Origin of the sequence: Pseudomonas sp. 21LCFQ010, from assembly GCF_024129905.1 — a bacterium.
Classification (GTDB): domain Bacteria; phylum Pseudomonadota; class Gammaproteobacteria; order Pseudomonadales; family Pseudomonadaceae; genus Aquipseudomonas.
On sequence record NZ_JAMYDZ010000012.1, the window covers coordinates 149,848 to 166,450 of the forward strand.

13 protein-coding genes and 3 tRNA genes are annotated in these 16,603 nt (G+C 63.9%); 8 read left to right on the forward strand and 8 right to left on the reverse strand.

The genetic code is table 11. From position 1 onward, the window contains the following. The first annotated feature begins 15 nt into the window (after positions 1 to 15). The 5 genes from NJC38_RS15810 to NJC38_RS15830 all read left to right on the forward strand — a co-directional run bounded on the left by NJC38_RS15810 (position 16) and on the right by NJC38_RS15830 (position 2,648). Positions 16 to 1,227 (forward strand): O-succinylhomoserine sulfhydrylase, encoded by a 1,212-nt coding sequence (locus NJC38_RS15810; protein ID WP_045493534.1) that lies wholly within the window; start codon positions 16 to 18, stop codon positions 1,225 to 1,227. Then, on the forward strand, positions 1,224 to 2,009 hold the full coding sequence (locus NJC38_RS15815; protein ID WP_253115625.1) for an SDR family oxidoreductase: 786 nt from the start codon (positions 1,224 to 1,226) through the stop codon (positions 2,007 to 2,009). The genes NJC38_RS15810 and NJC38_RS15815 overlap by 4 nt, the downstream gene beginning before the upstream one ends. Positions 2,010 to 2,229: 220 nt before the next feature. After that, positions 2,230 to 2,305, forward strand: a tRNA-Val gene (locus tag NJC38_RS15820). A 70-nt stretch (positions 2,306 to 2,375) separates the two neighbouring features. Continuing rightward, positions 2,376 to 2,452: transfer RNA gene (locus tag NJC38_RS15825), tRNA-Asp, on the forward strand. A 119-nt stretch (positions 2,453 to 2,571) separates the two neighbouring features. After that, a tRNA-Asp gene (locus NJC38_RS15830) sits at positions 2,572 to 2,648 on the forward strand. Between the two features lie 80 nt (positions 2,649 to 2,728). Here the strand turns inward: NJC38_RS15830 and NJC38_RS15835 are convergent. The 5 genes from NJC38_RS15835 to NJC38_RS15855 form a co-directional block, all read right to left on the reverse strand. Continuing rightward, complete coding sequence (locus NJC38_RS15835) at positions 2,729 to 4,087, reverse strand: amidohydrolase (protein WP_253115627.1); 1,359 nt, start codon at positions 4,085 to 4,087, stop codon at positions 2,729 to 2,731. Further along, positions 4,053 to 5,237 (reverse strand): acyl-CoA dehydrogenase family protein, encoded by a 1,185-nt coding sequence (locus tag NJC38_RS15840; RefSeq protein ID WP_253115629.1) that lies wholly within the window; start codon positions 5,235 to 5,237, stop codon positions 4,053 to 4,055. Before NJC38_RS15840 ends, NJC38_RS15835 begins: the two co-directional genes overlap by 35 nt. Before the next feature lie 11 nt (positions 5,238 to 5,248). Next, on the reverse strand, positions 5,249 to 6,601 hold the full coding sequence (locus NJC38_RS15845) for an MFS transporter (protein ID WP_084710176.1): 1,353 nt from the start codon (positions 6,599 to 6,601) through the stop codon (positions 5,249 to 5,251). Between the two features lie 4 nt (positions 6,602 to 6,605). Beyond that, positions 6,606 to 9,128: a TonB-dependent receptor gene (locus tag NJC38_RS15850; RefSeq protein WP_253115631.1), complete on the reverse strand. Its 2,523-nt coding sequence runs from the start codon at positions 9,126 to 9,128 to the stop codon at positions 6,606 to 6,608. 96 nt (positions 9,129 to 9,224) lie between these two features. Beyond that, a complete protein-coding gene (locus NJC38_RS15855) occupies positions 9,225 to 9,926 on the reverse strand; it encodes an enoyl-CoA hydratase/isomerase family protein (RefSeq protein ID WP_045493520.1) in 702 nt (233 codons plus the stop codon). Between the two features lie 146 nt (positions 9,927 to 10,072). Between NJC38_RS15855 and NJC38_RS15860 the strand changes: the two genes are divergently transcribed. Both NJC38_RS15860 and NJC38_RS15865 read left to right on the forward strand, forming a co-directional pair. Beyond that, a complete protein-coding gene (locus NJC38_RS15860) occupies positions 10,073 to 11,095 on the forward strand; it encodes an alcohol dehydrogenase catalytic domain-containing protein (RefSeq protein ID WP_253115633.1) in 1,023 nt (340 codons plus the stop codon). A gap of 2 nt (positions 11,096 to 11,097) precedes the next feature. Further along, the gene (locus NJC38_RS15865; RefSeq protein ID WP_253115635.1) at positions 11,098 to 12,591 is read left to right on the forward strand and encodes an AMP-binding protein; all 1,494 of its coding nucleotides are present in this window, start codon (positions 11,098 to 11,100) and stop codon (positions 12,589 to 12,591) included. A 22-nt stretch (positions 12,592 to 12,613) separates the two neighbouring features. On the opposite strand, the gene NJC38_RS15870 is transcribed toward NJC38_RS15865, so the two are convergent. Then, positions 12,614 to 13,336 (reverse strand): helix-turn-helix domain-containing protein, encoded by a 723-nt coding sequence (locus NJC38_RS15870; protein ID WP_231906538.1) that lies wholly within the window; start codon positions 13,334 to 13,336, stop codon positions 12,614 to 12,616. Positions 13,337 to 13,635: 299 nt separating this feature from the next. Here NJC38_RS15870 and NJC38_RS15875 point away from each other — a divergent pair, with 299 nt between their 5' ends. Further along, on the forward strand, positions 13,636 to 14,517 hold the full coding sequence (locus NJC38_RS15875; protein WP_253115638.1) for a DUF2242 domain-containing protein: 882 nt from the start codon (positions 13,636 to 13,638) through the stop codon (positions 14,515 to 14,517). 2 nt (positions 14,518 to 14,519) lie between these two features. On the opposite strand, the gene NJC38_RS15880 is transcribed toward NJC38_RS15875, so the two are convergent. Both NJC38_RS15880 and ilvA read right to left on the reverse strand, forming a co-directional pair. Then, positions 14,520 to 15,563, reverse strand: coding sequence for a DNA topoisomerase IB (locus tag NJC38_RS15880; RefSeq protein ID WP_045493504.1), 1,044 nt, complete (start codon positions 15,561 to 15,563; stop codon positions 14,520 to 14,522). 68 nt (positions 15,564 to 15,631) lie between these two features. Then, the coding region (gene ilvA / locus NJC38_RS15885) for a threonine ammonia-lyase, biosynthetic (protein ID WP_253115640.1) at positions 15,632 to 16,603 on the reverse strand (972 nt) is incomplete at its 5' end.

A 16,603-nucleotide genomic window follows, 5' to 3' on the forward strand; every position in this document is an offset into this window, starting at 1 on the left:
ACAAGGAAAACGGGCATGGCAGAGCAATGGGATGCAGGCCGGCTGGACAGCGATCTTGAAGGCGTAGGGTTCGACACCCTGGCCGTGCGTGCGGGTCAACACCGCACCCCTGAGAGCGAGCATGGCGACCCGATGTTCTTCACCTCCAGTTACGTGTTCCGTACGGCGGCTGATGCCGCCGCCCGGTTCGCGGGCGAGGTGCCGGGCAACGTCTATTCGCGCTACACCAATCCGACCGTGCGTGCCTTCGAAGAGCGTATTGCTGCTCTTGAAGGTGCCGAACAGGCGGTGGCCACCGCCACCGGCATGGCGGCAATCCTGTCGGTGGTGATGAGCCTGTGCAGCGCCGGCGATCATGTGCTGGTGTCGCGCAGCGTTTTTGGCTCGACCATCAGCCTGTTCGAGAAGTACTTCAAGCGTTTCGGTGTCGAGGTCGACTACGTACCGCTGGCTGAACTGGCTGGCTGGGATGCGGCGATCAAGCCGAACACCAGGCTGCTGTTCGTCGAGTCGCCATCCAACCCGCTGGCTGAACTGGTCGATATCGCCGCGCTGGCAGAAATCGCCCATGCCAAGGGTGCCTTGCTGGTGGTCGATAACTGCTTCTGTACACCGGCCTTGCAGCAACCGCTGAAGCTGGGTGCCGATGTGGTGGTGCACTCGGCCACCAAGTTCATCGACGGCCAGGGTCGTTGCATGGGCGGTGTGGTTGCCGGACGCAGCGAGCAGATGAAAGAAGTGGTGGGCTTCCTGCGCACCGCCGGCCCGACCCTCAGCCCGTTCAACGCCTGGATCTTTCTCAAGGGCCTCGAAACCTTGAACCTGCGCATGCGCGCCCACTGTGCCAACGCCCAGGCGCTGGCCGAGTGGCTGGAACAGCAGGACGGTATCGAGAAGGTTCACTATGCCGGCCTCAAGAGCCATCCGCAGCACGAACTGGCCCAGCGCCAGCAGAAAGGCTACGGCGCAGTGGTGAGTTTTGAGGTCAAGGGTGGCAAAGAGGGTGCATGGCGTTTTATCGATGCCACGCGTCTGGTGTCGATCACCGCCAACCTGGGTGATGCCAAAACCACCATTACTCATCCAGGCACGACTTCGCATGGGCGTCTGACCCCGCAGGAGCGTGCCTCGGCGGGTATCAGCGACAGCCTGATTCGTGTCGCAGTCGGCCTGGAAGACGTTGTCGACCTGCAGAACGATCTGGCTCGCGGCCTGGCAGCGCTGTGAGCGAGTGGGCCGTGCAGGCTGCCGGGCCGACTAACGGCCGGGTGGCTCTGGTGACCGGCGCTGCACGCGGCATCGGCCTGGGCATTGCCGCCTGGCTGATCAGCGAGGGCTGGCAGGTGGTGCTGGCCGACCTGGACCGCATTCGTGGCAGCAAGGTGGCTGAAAGCCTGGGCGATAACGCGATGTTCGTGGTCATGGACGTGTCCAGCGAAGAACAGGTGGTCGGTGGTGTGGCCAAGGTGCTGCGCCAGTTTGGCCGGCTGGACGCTCTGGTGTGCAACGCGGCAATTTCCGAGCCCCATAACGGTACTCTGGAAAGCCTCAGCCTGGAGCGCTGGAACCGCGCGCTGGGGGTCAACCTGACCGGCCCCATGCTGCTGGCCAAGCACTGTGCGCCGTACCTGCGTGCGCACGGTGGCGGGATCGTCAACCTGACCTCCACCCGTGCCCATCAGTCTGAAGCCGACACCGAAGCCTATGCGGCCAGCAAGGGCGGCCTGCTGGCCTTGACCCATGCACTGGCGGTCAGCCTCGGCCCACAGATCCGGGTCAACGCGGTCAGCCCCGGCTGGATCGACGCCCGCGACCCGTCGGCACGCCGCGCCGAACCGCTGTCTGACCTTGACCACGCTCAGCACCCGGTGGGCAGGGTCGGGACCGTGGAAGACGTAGCCGCGATGGTGAGCTGGCTGTTGTCACGCAACTCAGGCTTCGTGACCGGCCAGGAGTTCGTCATCGATGGTGGCATGAGCCGCAAGATGATCTACGCCGAACAAGCGTAGTACTCAAGCAAATACCTGAACCGGCGCTATGCCGGTTTTTTTATTTGAGTGGCATGGGAACCGGGGTCCTCCAACCCAGCGGCGGGATCTTTTTAAAGGGCTTCCTGGCTCAAGACGGTCCCCGGATTCAACCGTATCTCCCTGATTTGAAAAATATTTCACTCCAGGTGTTGACTTGCATGAGGGGGGTGCGTAAAGTTCGCGGCCTCAGCGAAGCAAAGGGTGATTAGCTCAGCCGGGAGAGCATCTGCCTTACAAGCAGAGGGTCGGCGGTTCGATCCCGTCATCACCCACCATCGTTGAGTTTGAAAGTTGATTCACGAGAACTTTCAAGGTTGTAAAAACCAGGATGAAAGTCCTGCATGCGCAGCGGTAGTTCAGTCGGTTAGAATACCGGCCTGTCACGCCGGGGGTCGCGGGTTCGAGTCCCGTCCGCTGCGCCACTTTATCCAGATCGGGTTCGCCGGGTCTGCGATTGAAACGCCAACTGGCAGTTCAATCATGCCGTGATTCAAACTACCGAAAGTTTGTTTCAGGTTGAAGCAAGAGTTACAAGCGATACGCAGCGGTAGTTCAGTCGGTTAGAATACCGGCCTGTCACGCCGGGGGTCGCGGGTTCGAGTCCCGTCCGCTGCGCCATATCCGGTTCCAGAGCCCTTGAACTCTCTGGAACAAACAAGAAAGCGACCTTAGGGTCGCTTTTTTGTTGTCTGCGATTTTTACTGTCCTTCGCCCCTCATGTAACGCAGGGTCATCAGGCTCAGCGCCTTGATGCCGGTGGCAAGGCTCGGATCGTCGACCTGAAAGCCCGGCGAATGAGTCGGCCACACCGGTTTGTCCTGCAGTGCCGGCGGGGTGACCCCCATGCGCATGAACAGCCCCGGAATCTGCCGCGCATACTCGGCAAAGTCATCGGCGCCATAGGTGCCGTTGTCGATCTTCACCGGCGTGCCGGACACCTGTTGCAGGACCGGCAACATGCGTTCAACCAGCGCCGTGTCGTTATGGCCAGAGCGATAACCGCCGGGCAGATACTCCACCGTTGCCGTAGCCCCGGATGCCTGGGCAATGCTTTGCGCGGTATTGCTCATGCGCTTGAGCACATCTTCGCGTTGCTCATCGCTGATCGTGCGTATCGAGCCTTCCAGACGTATCTCGGCCGGGATGATGTTATGGCGGTCGCCGCCCTCCAGGCGGCCCACCGAAATCACCGGTGCTGGAAGCACGCTCAGGTTCGACTGCCGACTGGGAATGGTCTGCCAGGCGAGGATGATCTGCGCCGCCACCGGCACCGGGTCGATCCCGGTCCAGGGAAAGGCCGCATGAGTCTGGCGCCCGGTGATGCGGGCCACGAAGGTGTCGGCCGAGGCGGTGGTGCGTGCCTTGCTCAGGGTAAAGGTGCCGGCAGTGCCGGCGGTGACGTGAATGCCGAAAATCACCTCCGGTGCCGGCGCCTGCAGTACGCCCTGTTTGATCATCAGCGCGGCGCCGCCTTGCTCGCCCAGTGGCGGGCCCTCTTCGGCGGGCTGGAAAATCAGCTTCAGGGTGCCGGGCAGCGCGTCGCGGTGTGCGGCCAGCACTTCGGCCACGCCGATCGCCATGGCCATATGCGCGTCGTGACCGCAGGCATGCATCACCCCGACGTCCTTGCCACGGCTGCGCAGGTCATTGCCTTCGTCCTTGGCGCGCAGCGTCGAGGCATAGGCCAAACCGGTCTGTTCGGTGAGCGGCAGGGCATCGAGCTCGGCGCGGATGGCCACTACCGGTCCGGGCTGGCCGCCTTTGAGCACGCCGACCACACCGGTATGGGCAACCCCGGTCTGCACCTCGAAGCCCAGCTCGCGCAGGCGCCGGGCGATGCGTTCGGCGGTCTTGAACTCGCGATTGCCCAGCTCGGGGTGGCGGTGAATGGCATGGCGCAGTTCGATCACGCCGGGCAGCAACGTGTCGACCTGGGCCGGCAGATCAGCCCAGGGATCGCCGCTGCCAGCGCTGGCTTGAGTGCCGATGGCCAGCCAGAGCAGGCTCAGCGCCAGCAGCGGTTTAATAGGTGAACGCGATGGGGGGATAGTTGCCATTGAGCAGGTAGTCTCCGATGGCCTTGTACTTATAGGCCACTGAATCGTGGGTGGTGTGGGTGCGGGCGTTGCGCCAGTGACGGTCGAAGTTGTAGCGGCTCTGAGTGGTTGCGGCGCCGCCTACCTCATACAGCCGCTCGCAGACATGCAGGGCGGCGCGGGTCGACGCGATCTTGGCTTCGGCCACGGCAATCGAGGAGCGCGCCAGAATGGCGTCAAGCTCTGCGCCTTCGGCCAGGCCTTGCAACTGGGTGACGGCGGCGGTCTGTACCGCACCGGCGGCTTTTTCCACCAGCGCCTGGGCGCCATGGATGGTGGCCGACAGCTCGCCAATGGTGTGCAGGATGTACGGATCGTTGCTGGCCTTGTCGACGCCGCTTTCGCGCACCGGGCGCACGCCGCTGCGTGCCCAGGCGATGGCATCGTCCAGCGCCGCCAGGCCAATCCCGACGTCCAGCGCGCAGTGGATGAGCTGGGCGCTGGCGCCGATGTAGTTGCGCCGCTGATACCACTGCGCCAGCGGGATGACCTGATCGGGGTGCACCGGCACGTTCTCCAGCAGGGTGCTGCCGCTGGCGGTGGTGCGCTGGCCCATGCCGTCCCAGTCGTCGAGCAGGCTGATGCCGGGGGTGTCGGCGGGCAGCATCACATACACGGCCTGGCCGGCTTCATCCACGGCCTGGATTTTCAGCAGGTCGGCGAACAGGCAACCGGTGCTGTAGAACTTGCTGCCGTTGAGCAGCAGTTGCTCGCCCTGGCGTTGCAGCCGGGTGTGGATTTCGCCGCGAAAGGTGCCGCTGCGTTCGGCGATGGCTCCGGACGACAGCTTGCGGTCGACAAAGGCACCGAGGTATTCGCGCTGCTGGCGCTCATTGGCGATCAGCCGCAGATGCTCGACCGTGGCGAAATGCGGGAACAGTGCCTGGGCCACGCTGGGGTCGGCCTTGGCCAGGGCCATGAAGATTTGCGCCACCTGCAACTGGTCAATATCGCCACCGCCCAGCGCCTTGGGCACCCGTGCCGCGCCCAGGCCGGACTCGCGGATCAGGTCAAGCTGGGCGTAGGGCAGGGTGCGCTTGGCGTCGCGCTCGGCGGCGCCGGGCTGGATCTGCGCGGCCAGTTGGTGGGCCAGTGCAACGTAATCAGTCATTGAGCTATCCATCAGGTTTCAGAAGCATCACGCAGCGCTTGGCGCGGGACACCGAACAAAAGAATCAACGCGCCGCAGGTCACCAGGCCGGCGACGATATACAGCGCAAGCGAGATGCTGCCGGTACTGGTCTTGATCGAGCCGATCATGATCGGCGTCAGCAGGCTGCTGACCTGCCCACAGCAATTGACCATCGCCAGCCCGGCCGCCTTGGCCTGGTCGGAGAGGTAATAGGTGGGAATGGTCCAGAACACTGCCGTGGCCACCAGGTAGCCGCTGGTCATCAGGGTCAGGATCGCGATGGCGGCCCAGGGGCTGACCAGAAAGTTTGGCAGGATCAGCATTGCCGTGGCCGCGGTCAGGCCGCCCAGGGCGAAATGCCAGCGGCGTTCCTGGCGCAGGTCCGAATGCCGGCAGGCCAGCAGCATGACCACCACCCCGACCACATAGGGCAGCGCCGAAAACAGCCCCAACTGACTAAGGTTGGCGACCCCCGACTCACGAATGATCGACGGCGCCCAGATATTGGTCACGTTGCCGGTGCACATGATGGTCAGGCAGTAGGCCAGGGTGATGAACCACACCTTGCGGTCTTTCAGCGCTTCGACGAAACGCTGATGCCCGCCCGGCTTGCGGTTGCGGCGTTCTTCGTCGAGGGCATGCGCGATGCGGCGTTTCTCATCGTCGCTCAGCCACTTGGCGTTGGCCGGTTTGTCATCCAGCCAGTACCAGGCGAACAGCCCGGCCAGTACCGGCGGGATACCGGTGACCACAAACAGCCATTGCCAGCCGGTGAACCCGCCCAGGCCGGCAAAGTGGCTCATGATCCAGGTCGACAGCGGGCCGCCGATGATCCCGCAGACCGCGATGGCCATGATGAACCGTGAGGTGATACGCCCGCGGTAGCTGGCCGGGAACCAGTAGGTCAGGTACAGGATCACGCCGGGAAAAAAGCCGGCCTCGGCGGCGCCCAGCAGGATGCGCAACACATAGAACTGCATCGGCGTCTGGGCAAAGGCGGTGGCGATGGTCACCAGGCCCCAGAGCACCATGATGCGCATCATGGTCTTCTTTGCGCCGATCTTTTCCAGCAGCAGGTTGCTGGGGATTTCGAACAGCAGGTAGCCGATGGAGAACACCCCGACGATGATCCCGAAGGTCGCGTCGCTGATGTTCAGATCAGTCTTGAACTGCAAATGGGCGAAGCTGATGTTCACCCGGTCGAGCCAGTTGAGCACGAAGCACAGAAACAGAAACGGCATGATCCGCCAGGCCAGCTTGCGGTACAGCGCCTGATCGAAGCCCTGTGAGGGGGTATGTTCGACCAGCCCCTCGGGGGCTGGCGTGCTGTTTGAAAGACTCATGGGGTCACCAGCTCACGTCGACTTTGGCGAAGTAGTACGCGCCTTCCAGGCCATAGGGCGAATACCAGCTGTAGGTCGGGTTGTCGGTGGGGAAGAAATAGAAGCGCTTGGCTTCGGCGTTGAGCTGCTGCGGCCGACGGTCGAAGATGTTCTCGCCGCCGACGGTCAGTTTCACCGCGTCGGTCAGGTAGTAACCCAGGCTCAGGTCGGTGATGAACGCCGGGCGGATCTTCTCGTCACGGCTTTCGGAAATCTGATTGCGCCCCACCACTTGCGAATAGCGGGTGCCTTTGAGGTTCACATCGAAGTCGCCCAACTGCCAGTTGAGGTTTAGCGAGGTGACGTTCTTGGGGTAGGCGGTGGTCAGGTTGCCCTGCCGGTCGCGGCCCACTGCGCTGACCCCGGTGCCGGCCAGTACGGCAGGCTCCTTGAGTTTCTCGATGGTCTGCAGGCTCTGGTTGCTCAGCAGGGTCCACTGGGTCTTGCCGTACTGGCCGAAGTCATAGCGGTAGTCGGCCACCAGGTCGATGCCGCGAGTGCGGGTGTCGGCCAGGTTGCCGAAGTAGGAGACGATCTGGTTGGGGTTCAGCCCTTGGCCGGCCAGCAGGTTGGACACCGCTGTGCCTTGCAGGTTACTGGTCTGCAGGATGCGGTCCTTGATGTCGATCTGGTACAGGTCGACCGTCACGCTGAGGTTGTCGGTGGGCGTGGCAACGAAGCCCAGGCTGTAGTTCAGCGAGCGCTCCGGGTCCAGCTGTTTGGCGCCCAGTGCACGGCCGGCGGCATCATCGACGGTCACGTAGCGGGTGGTGTTCTGCTCCAACTGGCCGGTGAAGCTGTTGGCGCGCCAGGCGGTCAGCGACGAAGAGTAGTTCTGCTGTTGCAGCGACGGGGCGCGGAAGCCGTTGCTGATGGTGCCGCGTACCGCGAAGGCCGGGGTAAAGGCATAGCGGGTCGAGAACTTGCCGCTGGTGGTGTCGCCAAAGTCACTGTAGTGCTCGAAACGCCCGGCCAGGCTGACATCCCACTTGTCGGTCAGGCGCTGGCTGAGGTCGACATAGGCGGCGGTGTTGGTGCGCGAGTAATTGTGCGCGTCCTGCGGGGTGAAGCCAGCCAGGCCCGGCGCGCCGGGGTTGGGGCGCTGGCCGGCCAGCGGGTGACCGGCCGGGAAAATATAGCCGCCGTCACCATAAGAGGCGAACTCGCCATCCTCAATCTGGAAGCCGTCACGGCGAAACTCAAGGCCGGCGGCGACGTTCAGCGGGCTGCTGAACAGGCCGGTGTCGAAGCCGCGGGTCAGGTCCAGGTTATTGGTCCACTGGCTGGCGATCAGATGGCCGCCGTCCATGTCGCGGGGGCTGTCCGGGCCGAGCGACGGGTTCAGCGAGCGTTCGTTGCGGATATTGGCGTCGTTGCGGCCATAGCTGCTGGACAGGTCCCATTTCCAGCCCAGCAGGTCGTCGTGGCGTACACCGATCACGCTTTGGAAATCGTCCTCTTCGACCACAAAGCGCGGCGCAAAACCGTCCGGGTACACCGAGACAATATTTTGCGGCGAGTTGGCGGTGCGGTAGGTGCCCCAGCTGGTGGAGTTGCGATGGCTGACCGTGGAGAACGAATAGACGGTGACGTCGTCGTTGAGCGGCAGTTCGGCGTTGTAACCGAGGTTGTAAGTCTGCGAGCGCGGCTGGCCAAGCTGCTGGCGGTAGCGGCTTTCGCCGGTTTCACGCGGGTCGGGCTGGCCGTTCTGGGCGAAGTAGATGCGCGTGGAGTCCGGTACGGCCCCGGCGACGTTAGAGCTTTCCTGGATGCCGACGTCGGCGCTGAGGCTGAAGAAACCGTCATTGGGCAGGGCAAAGCCCTGGTTGATCTGGGCCTGGCCGCGGGCGCCGAAGTTGCCCTTGCCGCCGACCCGTTCCCGATACTGACCATACAGGGCACTGGCGCTGCCGCCCTGATCGTTCTGCTTGAGGATGATATTGATCACCCCGGCGATGGCGTCGGAGCCGTACTGGGCGGCGGCACCGTCGCGCAGTACCTCGACATGGTCCACGGCGCTGACCGGGATCAGGTCCAGGTCGGCAGGCGACTGGCCGCTGGAGGTCGCGGCGGTCTGGACGAAAATCAACGAGGTGTTATGCCGGCGCTTGCCGTTGACCAGCACCAGTACGTGGTTGCCGCCCAGGCCGCGCAAGGTCGCGGATTTGACCGCCAGGCCGGTGCCGCCGGTAAAGCCTGCGGCGTTGGTGTAGGACGGCACGCTGGCGGCCAGGGCCTCGCGCAGGTTCTGTTTGCCGGAGCGGGCCAGGGCCTCGCCGCTGATCACATCAATCGGCGCCAGGCTTTCAGCCACGGTGCGGCCGGCGTCGCGGGCGCCGGTGACCACCACCGTCTGCAAGGCGGTGTCCTGGTTGTCAGCGGTGTGGGTCGGCTGCGCAGCGAACGCCTGCGGTGTGGCGCACAGGCCGAGGATACCCAGGGTCAGCAGGCTGAGCCTTGGGCGATAAGCAATGCAAGGGCGAGACATAGTGAAGCTCCAAGTGAAACGCCGCTTCCATCGCTGGTGGTGGGTGTGCCTGGCAGTACGGGCGTGGCGGAAAAGGGTGGGCAGTTATGGTTATGGTTATCGGTCACGCATGACGTCGATCCGTGCCTGATCGACCAGCGCCAGATGCCGTTGCAGCCGTTCTCTGCGTTCGGCCAATAGCAAGGTTTTGCTCCACTCGACCGCGCGCGGGTCATGGGCGGCCAGTTGCGCGGCCAGTTCCAGGGCGCGGCTGTGCGGGTCGTCGACCACCTCATTGACCAGCCCCAGGGCCAGCGCCTGATCGGCGTCGAAGGTCCGGGCGCTGAGCATGATGTCCAGTGCCGCGGCTTCCCCGATCAGGCTCGGCAGGGTGATGGCGCTGAAGCCCGACAGCATGCCGTGGCGCACTTCCGGGAAACTGAATTGCGTGTCGGTACGGGCGATACGCAAATCGCAGTGAATCGCCAGGCTGATGCCCAGCCCCAGGGTATGGCCGTGCAAAGCGGCGATCACTGGCTTGCGCAGGTTGACGCCCACCCCAGGCAGAGCGTTGGCCAGCACGTCGCTGCTGGCGGTCTGGCCGGTGCTGTGAATTTCCTTGAGGTCGGAACCGGCGCAAAACGCCCGCTCGCCGGCACCGCGCAGCACGATGGCGCGTACGTCGGTGTCGTCCTGGGCGCGTTGCCACACCTGACCCAGTGCGGCCTTGGTCTGGCTGTCCAGCGCGTTGAGACGCTCCGGGCGGTTGAGGGTGACCAGCAGAACGCCGTCGCCCTGCTTCTGATACTCGACTGTCATCACGTGATTTCGCTGATTGTGAAAGAAAGACGCATTGCCTCTTGAGGTCGGCGTCAAAGTGGGGAAAACTTAATTGATGTGCACAATGCAAACAATATGTTTGTTATATGAACATATTCTTAAGTGGTTACCAACGGTTATAAAAGATGAAAGCGATAGTTCTGAAAGGCTTCGGCGGGCCCGAGCAGTTGCAGGTCGAAGAGGTGCCCACCCCGCAGCCGGGGCGCGGCGAAGTGCTGGTCAGGGTGCACGCCGCCGGTGTCTGCCACCACGATCTGCTGCACCGTGCCGGGCAGTTGCCCGGCGCACACACCGGTGTGGTGTTAGGCCATGAGGTGGCCGGAGAAGTGGTGCAGATCGGTGACGATGTGCTGAATCTGGCCGTCGGGGCACGGGTGGTGATCTACCAGCGGCGGTTCTGCGGCCAGTGCCGGCAGTGCCTGCGTGGTCGCCAGGACTTGTGCCGGGCACTGGGCCTGCCGTCGGTGGATACCGAGGGCGCCTATGCTGAGTACTTGCGGGTGCCGGCCATCTCTGCCGTCGAATTACCCGATGGGCTGGACTATGTGCAGGCGGCGCTGGCTTCATGTCCGATCGCCACCAGCGTGCGCGCCCTGCATGGCGAGGCTGCGCTCAAACCGGGTGAAACGGTGCTGATCAACGGCGCCAGCGGCGGCCTGGGCGCGCATCAGATCCAGTTGGCCCGAGCCTTGGGCGCGCGGGTCATCGCCGTGACTGGCAGCGCTGAAAAGCGCGAGTTTCTTCAGGCGCTGGGCGCCCATGAGGTGATTGTCAGCAACGGCAGCTACAGCGCCGAGGTCTGGCAACTGACCGGCAAGCGTGGCGTGGACGTGGCCATCGAAAACCTTGGGCACACTCTGGAGGACACCCTGCGCAGCATGAGCCTGGGGGGGCGGGTGGTGGTACTGGGTAACGTCAGCCCGGCGGCGGTAGCGGTCAATCCCGGATTGCTGATTGGCCGACGCTTGAAACTGCAGGGTTCGGGTAGCGCGACGCTTGAAGAGCTGCGCACCGCGCTGGCGTTGATTGCCGCCGGCCAGGTCAGGCCGCTGATCGACCGGGTGTTGCCGTTTCCTGAGGTGGCCCAGGCTCATGCACTGCTGGAGTCGCGGCAGGTCAATGGGCGCATCGTACTGAGCGGGTGGTAAGCATGGATATCAGCACCCTGTTGAGTCAGGCCGCGCACAAGTGGCCTGAACGTATTGCTCTGTATGAGCCGGCAGTGCACCGCAGCCTGAGCTTTGCGGATCTGGACCGGCAACTGACGGCCTTCGGCCTGGCGCTGGAGCGTTTGAATGTGCAGGCCGGTGCACGGGTGGCGCTGCTGGCCGAGGCCAGCATCAATTACCTGCTGGCCGACTATGGCTGCATGGCGACAGGCCGGGTGCGGGTGCCGCTGGACCCGGCGTTGTCGGGTGAGGAACTGCTGGCACAGGTGCGTGACGCGGGGGCGCAGTTGCTGCTGTTCTCCAGCCACTATCAGGCGCTGGCCGGGCAACTGCGCCAGGCCGGTGTGCCGTGTCTGGCCCTGGAGGGCTTTGCCGAGGCATCCGCGCTGCCGTTGCCCGCCCGTGCAGCCCAGCCGGCGCAAGCCCTGGCTTCGCTGAACTACACCGGCGGTACGACGGGCCTGCCCAAGGCCGTGATGCACCGGCATGCCAGCCTGTGTGCGGTGTTGCAGAACATCGTCATGGCCCGTGGTGCAGTGCCGGGTGATGTGCTGCTCAACGTGCGCCCGCTCTGGCCAATCGCGGCGGTCGCGGTACTGGGGCATCTGCTCAGTGGCGGCCAGGTGGTGCTGGGCGGGCGCTTCGAGGCGCCAGCATTCATCGGTCAGTTGCGTGAGCATCAGGCGGCTTTCAGTTCGCTGGTTCCGACCCAGCTGTTGCGCCTGCTGCGCGAAGCCGGCACTGCAGCGGCTGATCTGCCCTCGTTGAAAACCCTGGACATCGGTGCGGCGGCGCTGGCCAGCGAGGTTCTGGAAGGCGCATGCCAGTTGTTCGGCAGCCGGCTGAGCGTGCTGTATGGCATGACCGAAGCGCCGTGGAGTTGTTATTTGAGCGTGGCGCAGATGGCCGCGACCCGTGCTGCGGGTGAGTCTGCTCAAGGGCTGGTCGGACGCCCGGTGTTCTCGGCGGCGCTGCGCATCGACCAGCCGGACGAACAGGGGGTGGGCGAGATTCTGATCGCCGGACCGCAACTGATGGCCGGCTACTGGCAGCAGCCTGAACTGACCGCGCGCACCCTGGCCGACGGCTGGCTGCGCAGTGGCGATCTGGGCAGTATCCGCGCTGATGGCCTGCTAAGCGTGCAAGGTCGCTGCAAGGACATCATCCGTAGCGGCGGTAAATCGGTGCAGCCGAGCGAGGTCGAGCAGAGCCTGCGTGAGCTGGCCCAGGTGACCGATGTCCATGTGTTTGGCCTGGCGGATCTGGAGTGGGGTGAGCAGGTGTGTGCTGCGGTGGTACTCAGTGAGCCTGGCGCGCTCTCGGACCAGCAACTGATCGAGCACTGTCGCGCGCGGCTGTCGCGTTTCAAAGTGCCGCGGCGCATCTGGTTTCTCAATGAGCTGCCGCGCTCACACTACGGCAAGGTGCAGCAGAACCGGTTGCTGGCCGAACTTGATGCAGGGCCGGGCCAGTGAGCCCGGTCGTGGCGGCTTGCAGCTACAGGTCGCCCAGTTGCGCCGCGATCCCGTCACAGGCGCGGCGCACATGGCTGGCCAGCGGCGACTGCGGATGGATTTCGCTTTCCATCTCCAGCCCGGCAACCACCAGCGCACCGATTGCCGGGCCGTCGCCAGCGCGGATCGGGTAGGCCACCGATGACAGGCCGGGCTTGAACTCGTTGTGGCCGAAGGCGAAGTCCTGTTGCTGACGGATGGTGTCCAGGTTTGGCAGCACCCTGGCGTGGCGTTCGGCGCCCAGCACGGCAATGGCTTGAGCCGTATCGTAGGTGGCCAGAATGGCGCGGCCGCTCGGGCTGCCTTCCAGTGGAAAGTGGTCGGCCAGATCGACAATCACGTTCAACGGCGTGATGGGGGTCCACATGCGCTCGATCAACACCACCTGGTCGCCCACCGGCACCGAGACCGAGACGATGGCCTGGCGGTCAGCGGTGACGCGTTGCAGTTCGATGGCGTAGGGCAGGGCGATCTTGCGCAGATTCAGGCGGTTCAGGTAAGCGGTGGAGTACACCAGGCACTCCGGGCCGAGCCGGTAGGTGCCGTTGTGCGACTCGATCAGGCTCCAGTAGGTCAGGGTCTTGAGCAGCCGGTGAATGGTGGTCCGGTCGATTCCGGTAAGGCGCGCCAGATCCAGCGCGCTGGCGCCGTTCTTCTGGCTGGAAAGCGTGCGCAGCAGCACGATCGAGCGGTCAATGACTTGCACTCGGCCGCCACCGGTCGTTTCCTTGCCGGTTTCAGATGCGCGGTTAATAGGGGGGGTATCCATCGTGGCAGTGGTTTCCGAATCGTCTGACGTGCGGCTCGCGGCGCTCAAGGGTAGCCGTGATCGCCGCTTGGGTGAAGCGTTGAGTATGAACAGGGGGGCTGGCGGGCAGATTTCAGTGAATAAGACTTCATGTAACCAAATGCTTGCCAAGTCTGCGTTGATCCCGCGCCTGGGTTGTTGCAGACTTAGCGCCATTTTCCTGATCGCCCTGCCGTTCTTTATCTCCGGGATTTCCGATGTTCAATGTTCTGAATGTTCGTACTGCCTGCTGGGTGTCTGCCCTGCTCATGGCTGCTGGTTGTTCCTCGCCCAAGCAGGCGATCTACGATCATGAGCATTTCGATGACGCCGGAACCTTCTCGCGCACCTACCCGGCCAGCGATACCGCGTCCTGCGAGGCGGCGCGGCGGGCACTGCTCAGCCAGGGCTACATCATCACCAGCAACGACCCGAAGATGATCAGCGGGCGCAAGAGCTTCCAGCAGACTGGCGATACCCATATCGAAATCAGCTTCAACGTGGTCTGCGCCGATGACGCCCATGCCGGTACGTCGAGCATGTTCGCCAACGCCCTGCAGGACCGCTACGCGCTGAAGAAAACCAACACGTCGGCCAGCCTGGGCGTCGGTGTGCTGGGCTCGGTGTCGATGCCGATCGGTTCCACCGACGATTCGATGGTCAAAGTGGCCAGTGAGACCGTCGCATCCACCAAGTTCTACGAGCGCTTTTTCGGCCTGGTAGAGAATTTCCTGCCGCCGGAAGTCAAGCAGGCGGCGCACATCGTCGAGCAACCCAAGCCTGACATGGGGGTGCCTGAAGCGACCGCGCCGGCACCGGCTGCGCTGGTCCCTGCTGCGGCTCCTGCAACTGCTCCGGCGGCCGTCCCTGAGCAGCCGCCAGCGCCAGCCACCGAAACCGCAGCGCCAGTAGCTGCGCCCGCTGACACCAGCCAGCCACTCGCCGCGCCCGTCGAAGCCGGTTCATTCAAGGTTGAGCAGGTCGAGTCGCCGGCCGCGCCGACAGACAGTGCCCATCCCCTCGACAGCGAGCCGAGTAGTCTGGAAGAGCTGCTTGAGCAGCACTCCGCTCCCGCAGAGCAGAGCCCGCCCGCCGAGTAACCTCAGGAGCGCTGCCCGGCGCTCTGTGCATGCAACTGCTGGAGAAAGGCTGCCAACGCGACCTCTTCGGCGCTCAAGCCCTGGCGTTTGCGCGAGCGCGGCAGTTTGGCCAGTTCGCCGATCACGAAGCCTTCGAGCACCGCCGGGTGGATATAGCACTTGCGGCAGACCGCCGGAGTGTTGCCCAACTGGCGGGCGACATTTTTGACCATCTCGACGATATGCTTCTTCGCGTCGCTTTCCGGTTCCCAATCCAGCTTGCGCAAGGTCGTCAGGGCCAACACGCTGCCGGCCCAGGTGCGGTAGTCCTTGGCGGTGAAGTCGGCGCCAGTCAGGGTATGCAGGTAGGCGTTGACGTCCGATGAGCTGATGCCGTGGCGCTGGCCGTCGGCGTCCAGATACTGAAACAGGTTCTGGCCCGGCAACTCCATGCAACGCTTGATGATGTTAGCCATGCGCCGGTCCTTGATGCTGATCTGGTGCTCCACGCCGCTTTTGCCACGAAACTGGAAGAGGATTTCGCTGCCTTTGATGTCCACATGCTTGTTGCGCAATGTGGTCAGGCCGAACGAGCGGTTGTCACGGGCGTAGCGCGAGTTGCCGATGCGTATCAGTGTCGCGTCGAGCAGGCTGACCACGGTGGCGATCACCTTGTCGCGGCCCATGCCGGGCTGGCTCATCTGCGCTTCAAGCTGCTTGCGCACCTTGGGCAGGGCGCTGCCGAAGGCAATCATGCGCGCGTACTTGTTCTGGTCACGGATTTCCCGCCAGCGCGGGTGATAGCGGTACTGCTTGCGCTGGCGCGCATCGCGGCCGGTGGCCTGCAGATGGCCGCGCGGGTCGGCGCAGATCCACACATCGGTATAGGCCGGCGGGATGGCCAGGGCGTTGATACGCTGGATCTCGGCCTTGTCGCGGATCCGTTGGCCGTCCAGGTCAAAATAGGCAAATTTGCCGCGCAGCAGCTTGCGGCTAAAGCCGGGCTCGCTGTCGTCGACGTAATGCAGGTCAGGGGGGAGCTGGTCGGCGGCGATGGCGTCTGGCATGAAGGTAGCGTCCACAGGGCGATACCTTCATTGACCATCACTGTGTTTCTAGGTGCGATAAATCTGACTTAGCCAAGAAACAGCCGATACGCCGGGTTATTGGTCTCGTCCCAATAGGGGTAACCAATCTCTTGCAGGGTGTCCTGGACCAGGTCGTGTTCATCTTCCGGCACCACCAGCCCCGCCACTACCCGGCCATCGGCCGCCCCATGGTTGCGGTAGTGGAACATCGAAATGGTCCAGCGTCCGCCCAGTTTATTCAAAAAGTTGAACAGCGCGCCCGGCCGCTCGGGAAATTCGAAGCGCAGCACCACTTCGTCGCTGACCCGCTCCGAGTGCCCGCCGACCATGTGGCGGATGTGCAGCTTGGCCAGTTCGTTGTCGGTCAGGTCGACCACCGGAAAGCCTTGTTCGCTCAGGCTGGCGATCAGCGCGCTGCGCGGGTCGCGCTCCGGGTGGGTCTGCACGCCAACGAAAATGTGCGCCTCGCGGTCGGTGTGGTAGCGGTAGTTGAATTCGGTGATCTGGCGCTTGCCGATCGCTTCACAGAACGCCTTGAAGCTGCCGGGCCGCTCCGGGATGGTCACCGCAATGATGGCTTCGCGGCCTTCACCCAGCTCGGCGCGCTCGGCGACATGGCGCAGGCGGTCGAAGTTGATATTGGCCCCGGAGTCGATGGCCACCAGGGTCTGGCCGCTGATGCCACGTTGCTCGACGTACTTCTTGATGCCCGCCACGCCCAGCGCACCGGCAGGCTCGGTGATCGAGCGGGTGTCGTCGTAAATGTCCTTGATCGCCGCGCAGATTTCGTCGCTGCTGACGGTGATCACCTCGTCGACGTAGTGCCGGCACACCTCAAAGGTATGCTGACCGATCTGCGCCACCGCCACGCCATCGGCAAACAGCCCGACCTGGTTGAGCACCACCCGCTCGCCAGCAGCCAGGGCGGCCTGCAGGCAGTTGGAATCGTCCGGTTCGACGCCGATGATTTTGATTTCCGGGCGCAGGTATTTCACGTAGGCGGCAATGCCGGCGATCAG